This is a genomic window from Mucilaginibacter sp. UR6-1, assembly GCF_020880975.1.
In the GTDB taxonomy this organism is placed as follows: Bacteria; Bacteroidota; Bacteroidia; order Sphingobacteriales; family Sphingobacteriaceae; genus Mucilaginibacter.
Genome location: NZ_JAJIWP010000004.1, coordinates 40811 through 58637, shown reverse-complemented (window position 1 = coordinate 58637; position 17827 = coordinate 40811). Strand labels below are relative to the sequence as shown.

At 46.6% G+C, this 17827-nt stretch carries 14 protein-coding genes; 4 read left to right on the top strand and 10 right to left on the bottom strand.

The genetic code is table 11. The annotated features are described in order from the left end of the window. Nucleotides 1-13 precede the first annotated feature (13 nt). The gene (locus LJ707_RS15500; RefSeq protein WP_228952663.1) at nt 14-1576 is read right to left on the bottom strand and encodes a M20/M25/M40 family metallo-hydrolase; all 1563 of its coding nucleotides are present in this window, start codon (nt 1574-1576) and stop codon (nt 14-16) included. Nucleotides 1577-1658: 82 nt separating this feature from the next. Beyond that, nucleotides 1659-2156 (bottom strand): thioredoxin family protein, encoded by a 498-nt coding sequence (locus LJ707_RS15495; protein WP_228952661.1) that lies wholly within the window; start codon nt 2154-2156, stop codon nt 1659-1661. 309 nt (nt 2157-2465) lie between these two features. Here LJ707_RS15495 and LJ707_RS15490 point away from each other — a divergent pair, with 309 nt between their 5' ends. Continuing rightward, on the top strand, nt 2466-5798 hold the full coding sequence (locus tag LJ707_RS15490) for a vitamin B12-dependent ribonucleotide reductase (protein ID WP_228952659.1): 3333 nt from the start codon (nt 2466-2468) through the stop codon (nt 5796-5798). A gap of 289 nt (nt 5799-6087) precedes the next feature. Here the strand turns inward: LJ707_RS15490 and LJ707_RS15485 are convergent, their stop codons facing one another. From LJ707_RS15485 to LJ707_RS15460, 6 genes are all read right to left on the bottom strand, one after another. Continuing rightward, the gene (locus LJ707_RS15485) at nt 6088-6303 is read right to left on the bottom strand and encodes a hypothetical protein (RefSeq protein ID WP_228952657.1); all 216 of its coding nucleotides are present in this window, start codon (nt 6301-6303) and stop codon (nt 6088-6090) included. 50 nt (nt 6304-6353) lie between these two features. Then, nucleotides 6354-6647, bottom strand: coding sequence for a Bor family protein (locus tag LJ707_RS15480; RefSeq protein ID WP_228952655.1), 294 nt, complete (start codon nt 6645-6647; stop codon nt 6354-6356). Nucleotides 6648-6710: 63 nt separating this feature from the next. Beyond that, nucleotides 6711-7205, bottom strand: a complete 495-nt coding sequence (locus LJ707_RS15475; protein WP_228952654.1) for a GNAT family N-acetyltransferase — start codon at nt 7203-7205, stop codon at nt 6711-6713. A 6-nt stretch (nt 7206-7211) separates the two neighbouring features. Continuing rightward, the gene (locus LJ707_RS15470) at nt 7212-7919 is read right to left on the bottom strand and encodes an ABC transporter ATP-binding protein (RefSeq protein WP_228952652.1); all 708 of its coding nucleotides are present in this window, start codon (nt 7917-7919) and stop codon (nt 7212-7214) included. Between the two features lie 5 nt (nt 7920-7924). Continuing rightward, nucleotides 7925-9403 (bottom strand): DUF5687 family protein, encoded by a 1479-nt coding sequence (locus LJ707_RS15465; protein WP_228952650.1) that lies wholly within the window; start codon nt 9401-9403, stop codon nt 7925-7927. A 137-nt stretch (nt 9404-9540) separates the two neighbouring features. Next, complete coding sequence (locus LJ707_RS15460; RefSeq protein ID WP_228953146.1) at nt 9541-10821, bottom strand: replication-associated recombination protein A; 1281 nt, start codon at nt 10819-10821, stop codon at nt 9541-9543. A 599-nt stretch (nt 10822-11420) separates the two neighbouring features. Between LJ707_RS15460 and LJ707_RS15455 the strand changes: the two genes are divergently transcribed. After that, the gene (locus LJ707_RS15455) at nt 11421-12050 is read left to right on the top strand and encodes a DNA-3-methyladenine glycosylase (protein WP_228952648.1); all 630 of its coding nucleotides are present in this window, start codon (nt 11421-11423) and stop codon (nt 12048-12050) included. 350 nt (nt 12051-12400) lie between these two features. Here LJ707_RS15455 and LJ707_RS15450 read toward each other — a convergent pair whose 3' ends face one another. Together LJ707_RS15450 and cphA are read right to left on the bottom strand one after the other, a co-directional pair. Next, nucleotides 12401-12703, bottom strand: coding sequence for a hypothetical protein (locus LJ707_RS15450; RefSeq protein ID WP_228952646.1), 303 nt, complete (start codon nt 12701-12703; stop codon nt 12401-12403). A 200-nt stretch (nt 12704-12903) separates the two neighbouring features. After that, on the bottom strand, nt 12904-15531 hold the full coding sequence (cphA, locus tag LJ707_RS15445) for a cyanophycin synthetase (RefSeq protein WP_228952644.1): 2628 nt from the start codon (nt 15529-15531) through the stop codon (nt 12904-12906). Between the two features lie 153 nt (nt 15532-15684). Between cphA and LJ707_RS15440 the strand changes: the two genes are divergently transcribed. Together LJ707_RS15440 and LJ707_RS15435 are read left to right on the top strand one after the other, a co-directional pair. Continuing rightward, nucleotides 15685-16605 carry a cyanophycinase gene (locus LJ707_RS15440; protein ID WP_228952642.1) on the top strand — a complete coding sequence of 307 codons (921 nt, stop codon included), beginning with the start codon at nt 15685-15687 and terminating at the stop codon, nt 16603-16605. 378 nt (nt 16606-16983) lie between these two features. Then, nucleotides 16984-17826, top strand: a complete 843-nt coding sequence (locus tag LJ707_RS15435; protein ID WP_228952640.1) for an isoaspartyl peptidase/L-asparaginase — start codon at nt 16984-16986, stop codon at nt 17824-17826. The last annotated feature ends 1 nt before the right edge of the window (nt 17827 follow it).

Genomic DNA, 17827 nt, shown 5'->3' with positions numbered 1-17827 from the left:
TTTTATACAGAAGTTAATTTGCCGGTTGCGGTTTTGGCTGCTCCTTGCGTGGTATCATATCGGTACGCTGGGCAGTGTGGTAAACAAACGATGCTACTATGGTAGCGGCTTGTTTCAGGTCATCTTCAACCAGGCGGTCATAAGTATCCTGATTACTGTGATGGGTACGGCTGCCGTAATCCATTGGGTCCTGGATGAACTGGAAGCCCGGGATGCCCACCGCGTCAAACGCCAGGTGGTCGGTACCACCGGTGTTGCCAACGGTAACTGTGCCGGCACCCAGATCTTTAAACGGATCAAGCCACGCCTGGAATATCGGGCCTGCGGCGCTGTCGCCCTGCAGGTATATACCGCGTATTTTACCGGTACCGTTATCCAGGTTATAGTAAGCTGATATTTTCTTTTGATCAGGCTTTAGCTCCATTGTTTTAGGGTCGCCCAGGTGGTTAAGCACGTAATTGCGCGAGCCATGTAAGCCCTGCTCCTCGGCACTCCATAAAGCAATGCGGATGGTACGTTTTGGTTTAAAGCCAACAGCCTTTAATATGCGCATGGCCTCCATCATTACGGCGCTGCCCGCGGCATTATCGGTAGCACCGGTAGCGGCATGCCATGAGTCAAGGTGACCGCCTATCATCACTACCTGGTCCTTCAGTTTTTTATCAGTACCCGGAATTTCGGCAACAACATTGTATTCCTGCATATCCTCGGTAAAAAACTGGGTCTTGATGTCAGCTTCCAGCTCAACTTTCTGTCCGCCTTTTATCAGGCGCAGAATGCGCAGGTAATCCTCGCCGCTGGTTTCCAGTTCAGGCGCAACGGCTTTGGCCGTATCAGCGTATGATGCGCCGTTGGTGGTAAATACCGTGCCATCAGTACCGCGTGCCATGCTTAATATCAGGCCTACGTTTTCGGCTTTTAAAAACTCGTTGATGGCGGTACGCATGGCCCTTGCACGGCGCATAGCGGCAAATTGCGGCGATGTGGCAAAGTTTGCAGGGCGTTGTTGGCGCGCCTGTGGCTTAGCCTCGGCCATTTTGGTTAAGGTGCTGTCGGCATAACGTTCGGCATCGGCGGTAAAGCCGGGCTTAAGGGTAGTGGCTACATCAAATATCACTACTTTGCCTTGCAGCTTGCCTTTGTATTTATCAAGGTCGGTAGTCGTATCAGCCTTGATCAGGATAACCTCGCTTTTAATAGCGCCGTTGGTGCCGGGTGTCCATGCTTTGGGTATAGCGATGATGGCATGGTAGTAAGGCACGGTGATGGCGGCGTAGTTTTTTTGCACTTCCCAGCCTTTACCAAACTTACCCCAGGGTTCGCGTTTAGCATTAGCTAAACCCCATTTGGTAAATTGGCTTACCGCCCAGTTTTGCGCGCGCTTTAACCCTGGCGACGCGGCCAAACGAGGGCCCGATACATCCGTAAGGTAAAAAGCCGTTTCCATTACTTTGGAGCGCTGCAGGCCTTCTTCGCGTATTTTTTGCACCATGGCCGCGTCAACCTTCTCCTGAGCGAATGCGCCGGAGGCAAGGCCTGTTAAAAACAAGCCCGAAATGAGTAGTTTTCGTTTCATATATGTTAGTCAGTTTGATACCAAAACTATTCAATTTTAGGTTGAAGCGTTTTAACAATGTTGTTACAGGATAGGGCCTGTATTATTTAGCCTTTTTGCTGTAGCTTTTAGGGTCAAGCGCGGCCGGCGCCCATCCCTGTAAAAACTCCATTACCTTGGCCTTGCTGTGGCCTTTACCTTCTTCCAGATAACCTGAGTTTTGAGTATGCAGGCGGTTGCCTTTACCATCCAACACCACAAAAACCGGGAAACCAAAACGCTGCGGATAGCCTAATGATGCCAGTGTAGCCTCGTTCATGTTCTCCTTGCTGTAATTAAGGTGTACGGTTACATAATTCTCATTAAGGTATTTGCTCAGGTCCAGATCAGTAGTTACCAGGCTGTTAAACCGCAGGCACCAAACGCACCAGTTGCCGCCTATTTGCAGCAGCACGTTTTTATGTTCTTTAGCGGCTTGCTTAACGGCCTGGCTTATCTGCAGTTTGGCATCGGCATTGGGGTTATACAATTTGGCGGTATCCTGGGCGTTTACTATAAAGGCAGATACCATGAATAACAATATAAAGAGGGTCTTTTTCATGCTAAAAGTTTTAAAAAAATAAATGTAGTTTTTTAAAACAAAAGGCAATCATTTTTATATAGCAAAATTTGTTAATACCACCTTAAAAAATCGTGAATTTTTAGTTTTCCACACCGCAAAAAGCGGATATTTTATCTTCTCATGCTACGCCATGCCTAAAGGCGGGTTTTGATATGTTGGTATGTGGAAAACTCAAATTGTACTGTACCGCTGCCGAAGGTAAATTTGATTAAAAACTCTTATAGATTTTTTGACTGACACAATTAATCGTAAAAGAACTGACACGTTAAATAATAATATTAAGTAGCTATGGGCAAAAGCATTCCAAAAAAATCAGCAGCTTCAGCAGGCAAAGGACTGAAGTTTAGCAGGTATTTTACCACCGAGGGTACCCCGGTGTTTGACCTGTTTAAATACGAAAAACGCTCATCCGTTATCCGCAACCCATCGGGCGATGCGGTGTTCGAGATGAATGATGTTGAAGTACCGGCATCATGGTCGCAGGTGGCAACTGATATTTTGGCTCAAAAATATTTCCGTAAGGCCGGTGTGCCGCAACCTGATGGCAGCACCGGATCAGAGAAAAGCATAAAACAAGTGGCACACCGTATGGCCAATTGCTGGAAGGAATGGGGCAGCCGCTACGGTTACTTCGCCAGCCCGCAGGATGCACAGGTGTTTTACGACGAGATAGTTTACACCATTACCGGCCAGTTGGCAGCGCCAAACTCACCGCAATGGTTTAACACGGGTTTACATACCTCATACGGCATTACCGGCAAACCACAGGGCCATTACTATATTGACCCGGTTACCGAAACGCTTACCAAATCAACATCAGCTTATGAGCGCCCGCAGCCGCACGCGTGTTTCATCCTTTCTGTAGATGATGACCTGGTTAACGAGGGCGGCATCATGGATCTGTGGGTACGTGAGGCCCGTATTTTCAAATATGGATCAGGTGTAGGTACCAACTTTTCTAAGATCCGTGGCGAGAACGAAAAACTATCAGGCGGTGGTTATTCATCAGGCCTTATGTCGTTCCTTAAAATAGGCGACAGGGCGGCAGGTGCCATCAAATCCGGCGGTACTACGCGCCGCGCGGCCAAAATGGTTTGCCTTGATCTGGATCACCCGGAAATTGAAGGCTTTGTAAACTGGAAAGTTGAGGAGGAGAAAAAAGTAGCCGCGCTTATTGCCGCCGGTTACTCGTCAGATTATGAGGGCGAGGCTTATCGTACCGTATCAGGCCAAAACTCAAATAACTCGGTACGTATACCAAACAGCTTTTTCCATGCCCTTAATGAGGGTAAGAACTGGGATCTGGTTGGCCGCATGAACGGCAAAACCGTAAAATCAATATCATCACAAAAACTGTGGGATGATATCGCTTTCGCGGCATGGGCCTGTGCCGACCCGGGTGTACAGTATGATACCACCATTAACGAGTGGCATACCTGTCCTGAAGGTGGCCGTATCAACGCTTCAAACCCATGCTCAGAGTACATGTTTTTGGATAACACCGCATGTAACCTGGCATCCATCAACCTGGCGCACTTTTTTAACAAAGAAACCCGTGTGTTTGATGTTAAAGGCTACGAGCACGCCTGCCGTATCTGGACAGTAGTATTGGAAATATCAGTACTGATGGCGCAATTTCCGTCAAAAGAAGTTGCCGAACTATCATACGATTACCGTACACTTGGTTTAGGTTATGCTAACCTGGGTTCGGCATTAATGGTTAACGGCATCCCTTACGATAGTGATAAAGCCCGTGCTATTGGCGGCGCAATTACCGCTATCATGACGGGTACTGCCTACGCTACATCGGCCGAGCTGGCCCGCGAGCTGGGTACCTTCCGCCGTTACGAGGATAATAAGCAACACATGCTGCGTGTAATGCGCAACCACCGCTACGCGGCATACAACTCAACCGAAAATTACGAAGGCCTGGAGATACTGCCTCCGGGAATTGACCAAAAGGTTTGTCCGGATTATCTGCTGTCAGCCGCTTGCAACGCCTGGGATAAGGCTGTTGAAATGGGCGAGAAATACGGTTACCGCAACGCGCAAACTACCGTTATAGCCCCAACAGGCACCATCGGTTTAGTGATGGATTGCGATACTACCGGTATCGAGCCTGACTTCGCACTGGTTAAATTCAAAAAACTATCAGGCGGCGGTTACTTCAAAATTATTAACCAGGCCGTGCCCGAGGCATTGCAAAACCTGGGTTATAAAGAGCATGAAATTACTGCCATTGTAAACTATGCTAAAGGTGCCGCTACTTTAAAAGGCGCGCCGAACGTTAACCTTGAAAGCCTGAAAGCCAAAGGCCTTACCGATACCGAACTGGAGAAACTGGATAAAGCAGTGGTATCGGCATTCGAGATATCGTTCGCGTTCAACATCTGGACGCTGGGTGAAGAAGCTGTTAAACGCCTTGGTTTTACTGCCGAGCAATATAATGCGCCTGACTTTAACCTGCTGCGTGCTTTAGGTTTCAGCAAAAAACAAATTGCCGAGGCTAACGAGTACGTTTGCGGTACCATGACCATTGAGGGCGCTCCTTATTTGAAAAAAGAAAACTACCCTATATTTGATTGCGCTAATAAATGCGGCGCTAAAGGCGAGCGCTACATTCACGCGCATGGCCACATTAAAATGATGGCGGCTGCACAGCCTTTCTTATCCGGTGCGATATCAAAAACCATTAACCTGCCAAACGAGGCTAAGGTTGATGAGATAAAGGATTGCTACGAGCTATCATGGAAACTTGGACTGAAAGCCAATGCCCTTTACCGTGATGGTTGTAAATTATCTCAACCGCTTTCAACCAAATCTGACGTTAAGGAGGAAGCTGAAGAATCTCTTGAATCTGTAGAGGAAGTATTGGGCGAGGCCGCTAACGTTAAGCTGAGCGACCTTACTGCTGACCAGGTACTGGAAGCCGCGATGGCCATCATCGAAAAATCAAAAGATACCCGCTTTATGCGCCAGCTATCGCGCGTGGTGCAAAAAAAGAACCTGCCGTTTAAGCGCCGGGGCTATACCCAAAAAGCCAGTGTTGACGGGCAAACGGTTTTCGTGCGCACAGGTGAGTACGAGGATGGTACATTAGGGGAGATATTTGTGGATATGCACAAAGAGGGTGCAACCTTCCGCTCGCTGATGAACTGTTTTGCCATTGCCGTATCGGTTGGTTTACAGTACGGTGTGCCGCTTGAGGAGTATGTGGAGAAATTTACCTTTACCCGCTTTGAGCCGGCAGGTATGGTGATGGGCCACGCTAACATCAAGAGCGCCACCTCTATTATCGACTATATCTTCAGGATGCTGGGTTACGAGTACCTTAACCGTACCGACTTGGTGCACGTAATTACCGAAGATAAAGCGGTAGTTGGCCATGGTTTTGACGACAGTGATTACAATACCGACGAAACCAACGTTTACACACCCGAGCCAGCTAAACCCGTAACTGCTACAGAAAGCAAAGGCGGCGCTAAGCACCAGCTATCAGTTGACCTAAGCATGGGTGTACAAAGCGATGCCCCAAGCTGTAATGTGTGCGGCCATACTACGGTACGTTCGGGCACTTGCTACAAGTGTTTAAACTGCGGTAACTCAATGGGTTGCTCATAAGCGACAAAGCAATAGACAATGCTGAAAGCAAAAGCCTCCGGCCCAGGCTTTCAGCCCTCTATAATAGTTAATTACACCAAAGCCCTGCCGGCGTTAAGCTTGCAGGGCTTTTTTACCCCTCCTAAATCCTCCCCAAAGGAGAGGGATTTAATAAGGAATTTATAAAAAACTGTCATTTCTCTCTTGCCTCGCTCGATATGAAATTTTTTATTTCTAAAACGTCATTGCGAACGATAGTGAAGCAATGTCTTTAGGACAGACTCACTTCAATAGGTATATATTACGAGGATTATACTTCGATATCAGAAAAATTGGCCCTGATGATATTGCGGCCCGAGAAGTAGGTAAGTGTTGCGAAGAATAGTATCAGCAGTGCATTGCCCGCTATGTAACCATAGCCGTAATTAGTAAGCTTTTCATAATTATCGCCCAGCTCAAGGTTGGTGATCTTAATAATGGTGCCTATTAAAAATATAATGCTGATAAAAAAAATAGCGTATTTCATTTTACTGAGGAATGAATAAGGCAGAGCATTTGCCCTGCCTTATTAAAGTCTTACTTGGTTACTTCAGTTGTAGTTGGTGAATAAATACCAAGGGTAATGGCATTCAATAATCCATTAACAAAACTGTGTTTAATAGTAACGGTGTAATCGGTAGCGTCACCGGCCAATTCTTTAGGGTTACTTACACCTGCAGGTGCCAATCCCCAAAAAATGTAGTGGTTCCACTTTGATACTTTAACGTTTGACTGGGCACCTTTACCCACATTAAACGTGTTTACATAGCAAGAGGTAAATGTAAGGCTCATGAACGCGAAGCCTAATGACAATGTGATAAGTTTTTTCATTAGAAATTAATTGTGATAAAGCCCGAAGATAATAAATCAACCGTAAATACTGAATTTATATTATCAAAGGCTTTTCCGCATCACATAATCATTCATAAAATACGGGCCAATGGGTATATCCTCTTCATAGATCACCTCAAAACCCATTTTCTGGTACATGCCTTTGGCTTTGTTGTAACGGTTAACGTTGAGGTCGAGATTACTTGCTCCGGCATCCTTAACCTGTTTAATTACCTCGTTTATAAGTGCCTTACCGTAGCCTTTGCCCTGCATGGCGGGCAGGCAGTACAGCTTATGCAGTTTGTATACATCCGGGTTATCCTCCCGTTGCGAATAAGCAGCAAAACCTACGGGCTGATCATCTTCCAGTAAAAGCAAGAAAGTTTGTTCGGCGGTTTCAACCTGCCGTTCAACTACCTCAGTAGCGTAAATAGTGCCAAGCATGTATTCAATCTGTTCCTTTTCCAGTATCGGCGAATAAGTTGGCCACCAAATATCTTTAGCTAATTGTACAATGGTATCCACATCATTAAATGTGGCCTTACGTGTGGTATGCATATATTATTAAAAACTTTGCCCCACCGCAAAATAGTCTTCCAGTTCAGCCAGTGTTGATGAACTGGTTGCGATGTCTTTTATAATAACGCCTTTTTCCATCAAAATTATACGATCGCTAACATCGGTAATATGGTTAAGGTCATGGCTGGATACAATGGTAGTAACGCCACGCTGGCTGCTCAGCTCCTTCAAGATATTCTTCAGCCTGATCTGTGTTGATGGGTCGATATTGGCAAAAGGCTCATCAAGCATCAGCAGTTCGGGTTTTTGCAGCAGGCAGGCCGCAATACCCACCTTGGCCTGGTTACCTTTTGAAAGGTCGCGGATGTATTTGCCGCGTTTCAGTATCTCGCCGTTAAAAAACTCGGCAAGGGTGGTTAAAAAATCATCCACATTCGCCTTGCTTTCACCATTCAGTCCGCCGATGAAGTAGAGGTATTCTTCGGGGGTAAGGTAGTCTATCAAAAAGCCTTCGTCAAGGTAAGCGGCGGTGTAATTTTTCCAATGCTCGTTACCGGCAACGGCTTCGCCTTTTGACAGGATCTCGCCCTTATCGGCACGGATCAGATCAAGCACCATGCGGAATAGGGTAGTTTTGCCCGCGCCGTTATTGCCTACCAGGCCAATGCTTTCGCCTGCTTTAATTTCAAGCTGAGGTACATTTACAACGGCCTTGCCGGCATATACCTTTACAATATCTTTAACTTCGATCATGGGGTTTATTTAGCTCTGAAGCCTTCGGCCAGTTTAAATTTCTTTGTTATAAAATCCTGTTCCAGTTTTTTGATCCAAAAGGGGCGCAATGCAATACATATAACGCCTACAGCGGCCAGTACACCTAATGCCACGTTGCTGTTCACCAGGTATTTAAGCGGCGCGTAAAGCACAAACGGGGTTACCAGTAAGGGTATGGATATCAGCAGTTGCGTAGCGCCTACGCCCTCCCAGTTAAAGGATGCGCCTTTGCTCAGATCGATACGCCTGTGGTTACGGTTGGCAAAAAACAGGATAATAGTGGTGTTAACACCCAGGTTCCATAAGTACATTACAAAATGTATCAGCACCACGCGCCAGCCAAAATATATGTATGGTATGGTAAGGATGAATGCCACGGTTGATACGCCTGTGAACAGCATGTATTTGGCCTTTAAAAAATCGGTAAATTTAACCTTGCTCACCAGTATGCCATCAAAATGCGAGGCCTGCCAGCTAAACATAAACTGCCCGTAATTGATGATGAAGATACCTGTCATGAACATGCCTACAAATACCTTGAACCCCTCGTTGTTTTTAAATGCAGGGTTAGGGTAGAAGAACAGACCATAAAGCATAAAGAACAAGCCCATGATCAGTGCCGAGCGTGGGCGTTTGTTGCGCAATATCAGCTTGATCTCGTTAGCCACCAGGTCGCCCACGCTGCCAAAGCGGTTAAGCAGCGGGTAATCCGTACTGTTTTTGTATGATGATGCCTTGTTGGCATTCAAGTCCTCAAGGTAAAGGTTAGCTTTCAGGAACAGGAAGTTGATATAAAACATTACCGCAGCCAAAGCAACCGGAATAAGTGCCAGTGCGGGTGTGGTCATCATCCTGCCAAAAAAGCTGTATGAAATATCTTTTATAGAATAAAGGTGCCACAAAAAATCGCCCGCGTTAACAAGGATCAGCACTGCTGAAACCGCCAGGAATATCCAGCCGTTAAGGTTTGAGCGGCGCTTAATATACAGCGCCAGATAGTTATTAAAAACCATTAAGCCGGTTATCGCCACAAAAAAAGCCAGCGCGGCAAGCCCGCTATCGGGTGCAATAATCTTGAAAATAAAGAATGAGAACAGCACATACGGCCACAGGTTAAAAAACGACAACATAGAAACCGCCGAGAGGTACTTTACCAGCGTGTTGCGCTTAACTGGGAGATGCAGGTATGGCTGAACTTTTAGCGTAGGCAGCTCCTGTAGTTGCAGGCGCAGTAGCAGGTCAAACAAATAGTAAAGGAGCAGTATGCCACAAAAAGGCGCAACAATATCCTGATTTTTATATACTTCTTCCAGGATTTTGTCGAGCGCGAAGCCTATTACAAGGAGACTACCCAGCAGATACAGAATCAACAGGCCCATCACTACCCGTACGGCAATGTTTTTGCCTGTGTTTTTTGATCGCCAAAAGGATTTTAACTCGTGGCTGATAAAAGTAGAAGTCATGCGTTAATAGGTTTTAATTAAGATAACAGAACTACCCTGTTGTTACACCAGCTTTAACACAAATTACACAGCCCTAAAAATTGGCGGCGCAGGCATTAGGGGAATCCGTTGTTAAAATAGCAAAAATTACCTAACGGTTAATACTTATACCGGTCGCCCCAAAGTTTTTTAAGTTTTTCTTTTATCTCATGCTCCTTGGCGTTGGCTCCCGGTTGGTATATTTTGCGGCCTTTAATGGCATCCGGTAAAAAATCCAGGTCAGCAAAATTCCCCTCATAATTATGCGCGTACTTATAATCCTTGCCGTAGCCAATGTTCTTCATCAGCTTGGTTGGCGCGTTGCGCAGGTGCAGGGGTACGGGCAGGTCGCCGGTTTGTTTAACCAGGGCGATGGCCTCGGCAATAGCTGTTGTGGCCGAATTGCTTTTGGGCGATGTAGCCAGGTAAATAGCCGTTTGCGAGAGGATCAGTTGCGACTCGGGCATCCCGATCTTGTTCACCGCCTCAAAGCAGCTTTGCGCCAGCAGCAGGGCATTGGGGTTGGCATTGCCAATATCCTCTGATGCCAGGATGAGCATACGCCGGGCAATAAACAAAGGGTCTTCACCACCAACAATCATGCGGGCCAGCCAATACACCGCGCCGTTAGGGTCGCTGCCGCGCATGGATTTAATGAATGCCGAAATGATATCATAATGCTGCTCGCCGGTTTTATCATACAGCGCCATGTTTTGCTGTACGTGTTCAAGCACCACATCGTTATCCAGCTCAATATGGTCACTATCAAAGGCGTTTACCAGCAGTTCAAAAATATTGAGCAGTTTGCGGGCATCACCGCCGCTAAGGCGCAGCAGGGCTTCATGTTCTTTTATGGTGATGTGCTTGTCTTTTAAGATCACATCCTCACGCATGGCTTTTTCGAGCAGGTTCACCAGATCCGCCTCGGCCAAATGCTGTAAAATATATACCTGGCAGCGTGATAGCAAAGCGGAGATCACCTCAAAGGATGGATTCTCGGTAGTAGCGCCTATCAGCGTAACAATACCACGCTCCACGGCACCCAGCAGCGAGTCCTGCTGCGATTTGGAGAAACGGTGTATCTCATCAATAAACAGTACCGGCAGTATTTCGCCCTGCTCTTTTAATAATGATGCCTTTTCGATCACCTCACGAACATCTTTAACCCCCGAATTAATGGCGCTCAATGAGAAAAATGGCCGGTACAGCGATTGCGAAATGATATAGGCCAGCGTAGTTTTACCCACCCCCGGCGGCCCCCAGAATATCATGGAGGGCAGCGAGCCGCTTTCGATAGCCTTGCGCAGCACGGCACCCGGGCCAACCAGGTGTTTTTGACCCACATAATCATCCAGAATTGCCGGGCGCATACGCTCGGCCAGCGGCGGCAGATTGTTCATACTGTAAAAATCAGAAAACTGCCGGGTATATCCTAAAAAAGTTAGTAATATTACCATGATTGATATTCAATCCTTCGACAAGCTCAGGATGACAGTGTTGATGGATGAGTAATAAACTGTTTTGTAATGGTGAGCCTGTCGAACCATTAGCAAAGCGACAGGCTAAAGCGTACAGTCCTTCGACAGGCTCAGGATGACAGAGGCTATTCCCTTATTTTATCTGCACATCTTCATATCCGCACATCTGCACATTTATTTGTCATGGTGAGCTTGTCGAACCATTAGCAAAGCGACAGGCTAAAGCGTACAGTCCTTCGACAGGCTCAGGATGACAGAGGCTATTTCCTTATTTTATCTGCACATCTTCATATCCGCACATCTGCACATTTATTTGTCATGGTGAGCTTGTCGAACCATTAGCAAAGCGACAGGCTAAAGCGTACAGTCCTTCGACAAGCTCAGGATGACAGAGGCTATTCCCTTATTTTATCTGCACATCTTCATATCCGCACATCTGCACATTTATTTGTAATGGTGAGCCTGTCAAACCATTAACAAAACGATGGGCCAATCGAAATAATTAGGTAGATTGCATCCCGATGAACACCTTTGATCAATCCAACTTTCATACTATTTGCGACGAGCTTGCCAGTAAGGATGCCGATCTGAAGATGGTGATCGATACCTACGGCTACCCACCCATGTGGAGCAGGCCGAATACGTTTGAAACCCTGGTACACATTATATTGGAGCAGCAAGTATCGCTGGCTTCGGCGCTTTCAGCGTTGAATAAACTGCGTGATCGTGTACAGGAAATTACGCCGGCAAGGGTTTTATTGTTAACGGACGAAGAGTTAAAGGCCTGTTACTTTAGCCGCCAAAAAACCATCTATGTACGTTACCTGGCCGAGGCGATGCTTACCGGCGAGATCAACCTGAAACATATTGCCGCCATGCCTGATGATGCCGTACGCAACTGCCTTACCACCTTGAAAGGCATCGGTAACTGGACGGTGGATGTTTACCTGATGTTCGTGTTACAGCGTGCCGATATTTTTCCGGCAGGTGATCTGGCCGCGGTTAACGCCCTCAAACGGGTAAAACAACTCCCACCCGAAGCCGTCAAAGAGGCTGTAATGCTTATTGCCGAACAATGGAAGCCTCACCGCACCGTAGCTACTATGATGTTGTGGCATTGGTATTTGTCGTGCCCTAAGAAAGTAAAGTGATTTTATATCAGCCAACCAAAACTTAAAAAACTTGTAGGCCTGGCAGAAAACCGGTTTCAGAAGCGTAGCCAATGGCAGGGTATACGGTAAAGCTGGCCTGCTCGGCCAATGTGGTATCATTAAGCAAACGATGAACCTGCCGCCCAACCACGATCGTTTTTTATCTTGCGCGGTAGCCGCATCATAATCGACACATGCACATGCCAGCACGAAGAGTAAAACCGCTCCCTGTTTCAAATTTTATAGGTATTTGTTGATTTTACTAAAAATAACGTAAAATTAACTGATAGTATTACAGGAAATAAATATTTGACATTTGGGGGACGATTGCGATAATTTAGATGGAACGTTTACTTGAATATTAAAAACTCATCTACAAAATCTCCGGCTTCATCTTGTATATAAACATATTTACCGATCTCATTTTTCGATAAATCGTACAGTTTCAGGTTAACTTCAAGGTTATAAGTTTCAGTTTCCTGTTCATAAAACCTGATGCTTATGTTATCCCGCTTCAATTCAATCAGTTCAAGTGGAATTGAAACTTCATCCCGTAAATAAGAATTCTCATCATTATATATACAGGCCTTATAGCTTTTAATGGCCTTGTTGTAAATGCTGCCTATCTCTCCTTCTTCTACAGTAATTATCATTATGCAAATATGTTCCTTTAATATCTGATATAGTATCTTTAAGTTGTTACAAATAAATTACTTAGGCATTAAAGGGTTTGCATTTGTATGTTGATCAAGAATCTGCACGCATTGATTGCCAAGCGACAGATTTCTCCTCACACCTCGTTCTAAATTACAATTTTTTAGTCCTCCCGCTCGGGGAGGATTAAAAGGGGGAATCAATTTATCCCCTGATCCCTTTCCTTTTCCTGGAATGTTTGCACAATCTCTATAGCACCGTCAACAGCATCGCTCAGGGTGGTTATAAAGGCGCCGGGTTTTGCAAGGCCTATTACATACTCAACCGATTTAACATTGCTATGCGTAATCACTTCGTATGATATATCGGGTTTTACTTCCAGCATTCCCTCAGTCATTAAACCGATGATGTTTTCTTTGGTTCGGCCGCGGAGGTGATTTTCCTGGCGCAGTACCACATGGTCAAACATGGTAGCGGCAATGCGGCCAAGCTCGCGCAGGTCATCATCGCGGCGGTCGCCCGTGCCGGAGATGAGGCCTATCTTGTAAGGTGAATCAACATGGCTTAAAAACTCACGTACACCATTGTAGCCATCCGGGTTATGCGCAAAATCAACCATAAAACGGAAATCCTTAAAATCAAAAACATTCATACGCCCCGGTGTTTGCGCTGCCGACGGGATGAACGTGCTTAGTGATATACGAATATCCTCCGTTTTAAAGCCCCATAAAAAGGTAGCCAGCGTGGCGGCCATCACATTATCTATCATAAAAGGCACGGTGCCGCCAAAGGTTAGCGGTATGGCAATGGTACGTTCAACACGTATCTTCCAGTCGCCTTTTATAATGGTGATAAAGCCGTTCTCGTGCACGCAGGCAATGCCGCCGCGTTTGCAATGTTCTTTAATAACAGGGTTATCCTCATTGCGGCTAAAGTAGGCAATGTTGCAGCGGGCTTTTTTACCAATACGCACGCAGTAAGGATTATCGGCATTAAGCACACCCCATCCGTCTTTTTTTACCGAATCGATAATAACGCTTTTTACACGGGTAAGGTCGTCGAGGTTATGAATATCGGCCAAGCCCAAATGATCCTCCTGTATGTTGGTGATCACGCCGATATCGCAACGGCTAAAACCCAGGCCCGAGCGTAATATGCCGCCGCGCGCGGTTTCAAGTACGGCAAAATCAACGGTAGGGTCTTTCAGTATAAATTCGGTGCTTACAGGGCCGGTGGTATCGCCCTTCATCAGCATGGTATTTTGCACGTAAATGCCATCGCTGGTGGTATAACCCACGCGGCGGCGATTGTTTTTTACAACATGCGCTATGAGGCGTGTTGTAGTGGTTTTACCATTGGTGCCGGTAACTGCAATAATAGGTATACGTGCCGATTTACCCGGCGGATAAAGCATATCCAGCACATGGCCGGCCACGTTGCGCGGCAAGCCCTCGCTTGGGGCAACGTGCATCCTGAAACCCGGCGCGGCGTTTACCTCCAGCACCACGCCACCGGTATGGGGCAGGGGCTCGGTCAGGTTTTCGGCCATAATATCGATACCGCAAATATCCAGGCCGATAATTTTACTTATACGCTCGGCATAAAATATGTTTTGCGGGTGTACGTGGTCGGTAACATCAATAGATGTACCGCCGGTGCTCAAATTAGCGGTTGATTTCAGGAAAACCTGTTCACCCTCGGCCGGTATGCTGTCTAACGTATAATTCTTTTTTTCGAGCAGATCGAGCGTATCGCGGTCAACGGTAATTTCAGTCAGCACATTTTCGTGCCCGTAGCCGCGGCGCGGGTCGCTGTTCTCTTTATCAATAAGCTGTTGTATGGTTAATGTACCGTCGCCTTTAACATGGGCGGGTACGCGCAGCGCGGCAGCCACCATTTTGTTATCAATAACCAGCACACGAAAATCATAACCGGTAATGTAGCGCTCCACAATAACCCTGCGCGAAATGCGGGCGGCGTGTTCATAAGCGGCTACGGCATCCTCACGGGTTTTTATATTAATGCTGATGCCCCGGCCGTGGTTGCCATCCAGCGGTTTAAACACCAGCGGAAAGCCCACACGTTTTATCACTTCATCAATCTGGTCGGTTGAGGAGATGGTCATGCCTTTGGCAACGGGGATGGCCTGCTCCTGCAACAGGCGCTTGGTTTCCTCTTTATTACTGGCAATGTCAACGGCAATGCTGCTGGTTTGCTCGGTCATGGTGGCACGTATGCGTACTTGGTTTTTACCATAACCCAACTGCACCAGCGATTGGTTGTTGAGCCTGATCCATGGTATATCCCTGCTGATGGCTTCTTCAACTATTGACCCGGTGCTTGGCCCAAGGCGGGTTTGCTCGCGTATCTCGCGCAGTTTCTGAATGTCGGCTTCCAGGTTGTACTCATGCCCGGCAATAAGTGCTTCGGCAATGCGTACGGCAGCTTCGGCAGCGTAAATGCCTACTTTTTCTTCAATGTAATTAAATACTACGTTATATACGCCCGGTGTTTTGGTTTGGCGGGTACGGCCAAACCCTGTATCCATGCCGGCAAGTGTTTGTAATTCAAGGGCGATGTGCTCAATAACGTGCCCCATCCAGGTGCCCGCTATTACCCGCTCAAAAAAACCGCCCGGTACACCCGGCGAGCAGCGGTGATCGTACATGGAGGGTAGCAGCGCCTTAATGCGCTCATAAAAGCCATCTATTTTATTGGTGGGGCGGTGTTCCAGGTCTTCAAGGTCGAGCCGCATTTGAATTAATTTTTTACGGCTGATGCTCCAGATGTTAGGGCCGCGTAAAACCTGTATATTCTCAATTTTCATATAGTAAATGCCGGGTGATATATTTGTGTTTAAAGCTACTGAAACCTAACAACGCAATAAAATTTTTAATGTTTATTAGCACACAATTTTTAATTAAACTACTTGATTTAGCGCTATTTTATCTTAATTTGTATAAAACGGAGGTAAATTAGTATGGATGTCCCGAAAGGAAAATTAGTAATAATAGGCGGAGCGGTTGATATGGGCAGTAACGTAAGCGCCCAGGAACATATATTACAGCCTGATTATATCAAGTTTTTTGAAAAGGGCATTCTCAGGCGTATCATTACCGAATCGGCCAAGCACGAGGCCTCGGTAGTGGAGGTAATTACTACAGCCTCGCAAATACCCGAGCTGGTAGGCGAGGAGTACATTAAGGCTTTCGGACAATTAAATGTTGAGCATGTTAACGTGCTGCATATTAAAAGCCGGGAGGATGCCGCTAATCCGGACTATCTCGACCGTATACGCAAAGCCGATGTGGTGATGTTTAGCGGCGGCGACCAGCTAAGGCTAACCGCTATTTTTGGCGGAACCCAATTTTTGCAGATACTGAAACAACGTTATCATAAGGAGCATTTTGTTATTGCCGGTACATCGGCAGGCGCGGCGGCGGCATCAACGCACATGATCTACCGCGGCCAAAGCAATGAGGCGCTAATAAAAGGCGAAGTGCAGATAACCGCCGGATTGGGTTTTATTGACGGCGTTATTGTTGATACCCACTTTGTACAACGCGGCCGCATAGGCAGGTTATTTTATGCCGTGGCCAGCAACCCGGGCATACTGGGTATTGGTTTAGGCGAGGATGCCGGCCTGCTGGTAAGCGAAGGTAACGTAATGGAAGCCATCGGCTCAGGCCTTATTATTTTGGTGGATGGCAAAAATATTGTTGAAACCAATATTTACGATGTGGAGATAGGTGACCCGGTATCTATCGAGAACCTAAAGGTGCACGTGATGTCGATATTTGATAAATATGAGTTGCACCAGCACCGTATGCTGATTAAAAAAGCAGTGAAGATAGAAGAAGGTGTGTTTTTGAACATTCCGGATAATGACGATCTGCAGTAGGGCGGTGATTGGTGAATAGCCCTGTCATCCTGAGCCTGTCGAAGGATTGAACGCTTTGTTCATCGCTTTGCTAAGGTTCGACAAGCTCACCATGACAAGTGAATGTGCAAATGTGCGGATATGAAGATGTGCAGATAAAATAAGGAAACAACCCTGTCATCCTGAGCCTGTCGAAGGATTGAACGCAATGATTATCGCTTTGCCAATGGTTCGACAGGCTCAGCATGAAAGAGAGAACAAAAATAAGGCTTGTCGCCCTGAGCATGTCAAAGGGTGCGAGTACCTAATCATAAACCAAACATATTTGCGTTAAATGCCTGAATGATTGAAAGGTGGCCAAATATTCACTTAGTAAACCATTCAATTAAACATCTAACAATGAAACTGATCATTCACGGCGGCTTCTTTAGCGAATCGCAAACCAACCAGGAGGTTAAGCAGGCCAAGCAAAATGCTTTAAGGGAGATTGTGCAGGCAGGGTACAGGTACCTTGAAACACATACCTCGTTAGAAACCGTAGTATATACCGTTAGTTTGCTGGAGGATTGCGACCTTTTTAATGCAGGCACCGGCTCACAGATACAAAGCGACGGTAAAATACGCCTCAGCGCCTCGCTGATGGATGGTAAAACCCAGCGATTTTCGGGCGTAATCAACATTGAGGATGTTAAAAATCCTATCTGCATTGCCGAAAAACTGATGGCTTATGATGACCGTGTGCTGAGCGGTAAGGGCGCGCTTGATTTTGCCCGTGAGAACGGTGTTAAATACCATAACCCCGAGATACCTCAGCGCCGTAAAGAATATGAGAAAAAGCTGAGCGATTCCATTCGCCTGGGTACGGTAGGTTGCGTAGCGCTTGATGTTTATGGCAATATTGCCGCGGCCACCTCAACCGGGGGCAAGGGCTTTGAAATACCCGGCCGGGTTAGTGATTCAGCAACCGCGGCGGGCAATTATGCCAATGCCTACGCGGGTGTATCATGCACCGGTGTGGGCGAGGATATTGTGAGCGGGGCCATAGCCGCCAAAATAGTTACCCGTGTAACGGATGGTTTTACACTGCACGCCGCGTCAGACAAAACCTTGAACGAGCTGGAGCCGTATAATGGTTTCGCGGGTATAATAGCCATTGCAGCCAATGGCGATATTTACCACGATGATACCCACCCTTATATGGTTTGGGCCCTGCATGATGGTGATGTTGAAGTGTTTGAGTAAA

What these genes read in the sequence shown, in the direction of transcription:
- LJ707_RS15500 (WP_228952663.1), bottom strand. Translation starts at nt 1,576, where the DNA reads ATGAAACGAAAACTACTCATTTCGGGCTTGTTTTTAACAGGCCTTGCC.
- LJ707_RS15495 (WP_228952661.1), bottom strand. Translation starts at nt 2,156, where the DNA reads ATGAAAAAGACCCTCTTTATATTGTTATTCATGGTATCTGCCTTTATA.
- LJ707_RS15490 (WP_228952659.1), top strand. Translation starts at nt 2,466, where the DNA reads ATGGGCAAAAGCATTCCAAAAAAATCAGCAGCTTCAGCAGGCAAAGGA.
- LJ707_RS15485 (WP_228952657.1), bottom strand. Translation starts at nt 6,303, where the DNA reads ATGAAATACGCTATTTTTTTTATCAGCATTATATTTTTAATAGGCACC.
- LJ707_RS15480 (WP_228952655.1), bottom strand. Translation starts at nt 6,647, where the DNA reads ATGAAAAAACTTATCACATTGTCATTAGGCTTCGCGTTCATGAGCCTT.
- LJ707_RS15475 (WP_228952654.1), bottom strand. Translation starts at nt 7,205, where the DNA reads ATGCATACCACACGTAAGGCCACATTTAATGATGTGGATACCATTGTA.
- LJ707_RS15470 (WP_228952652.1), bottom strand. Translation starts at nt 7,919, where the DNA reads ATGATCGAAGTTAAAGATATTGTAAAGGTATATGCCGGCAAGGCCGTT.
- LJ707_RS15465 (WP_228952650.1), bottom strand. Translation starts at nt 9,403, where the DNA reads ATGACTTCTACTTTTATCAGCCACGAGTTAAAATCCTTTTGGCGATCA.
- LJ707_RS15460 (WP_228953146.1), bottom strand. Translation starts at nt 10,821, where the DNA reads ATGAACAATCTGCCGCCGCTGGCCGAGCGTATGCGCCCGGCAATTCTG.
- LJ707_RS15455 (WP_228952648.1), top strand. Translation starts at nt 11,421, where the DNA reads ATGAACACCTTTGATCAATCCAACTTTCATACTATTTGCGACGAGCTT.
- LJ707_RS15450 (WP_228952646.1), bottom strand. Translation starts at nt 12,703, where the DNA reads ATGATAATTACTGTAGAAGAAGGAGAGATAGGCAGCATTTACAACAAG.
- cphA (WP_228952644.1), bottom strand. Translation starts at nt 15,531, where the DNA reads ATGAAAATTGAGAATATACAGGTTTTACGCGGCCCTAACATCTGGAGC.
- LJ707_RS15440 (WP_228952642.1), top strand. Translation starts at nt 15,685, where the DNA reads ATGGATGTCCCGAAAGGAAAATTAGTAATAATAGGCGGAGCGGTTGAT.
- LJ707_RS15435 (WP_228952640.1), top strand. Translation starts at nt 16,984, where the DNA reads ATGAAACTGATCATTCACGGCGGCTTCTTTAGCGAATCGCAAACCAAC.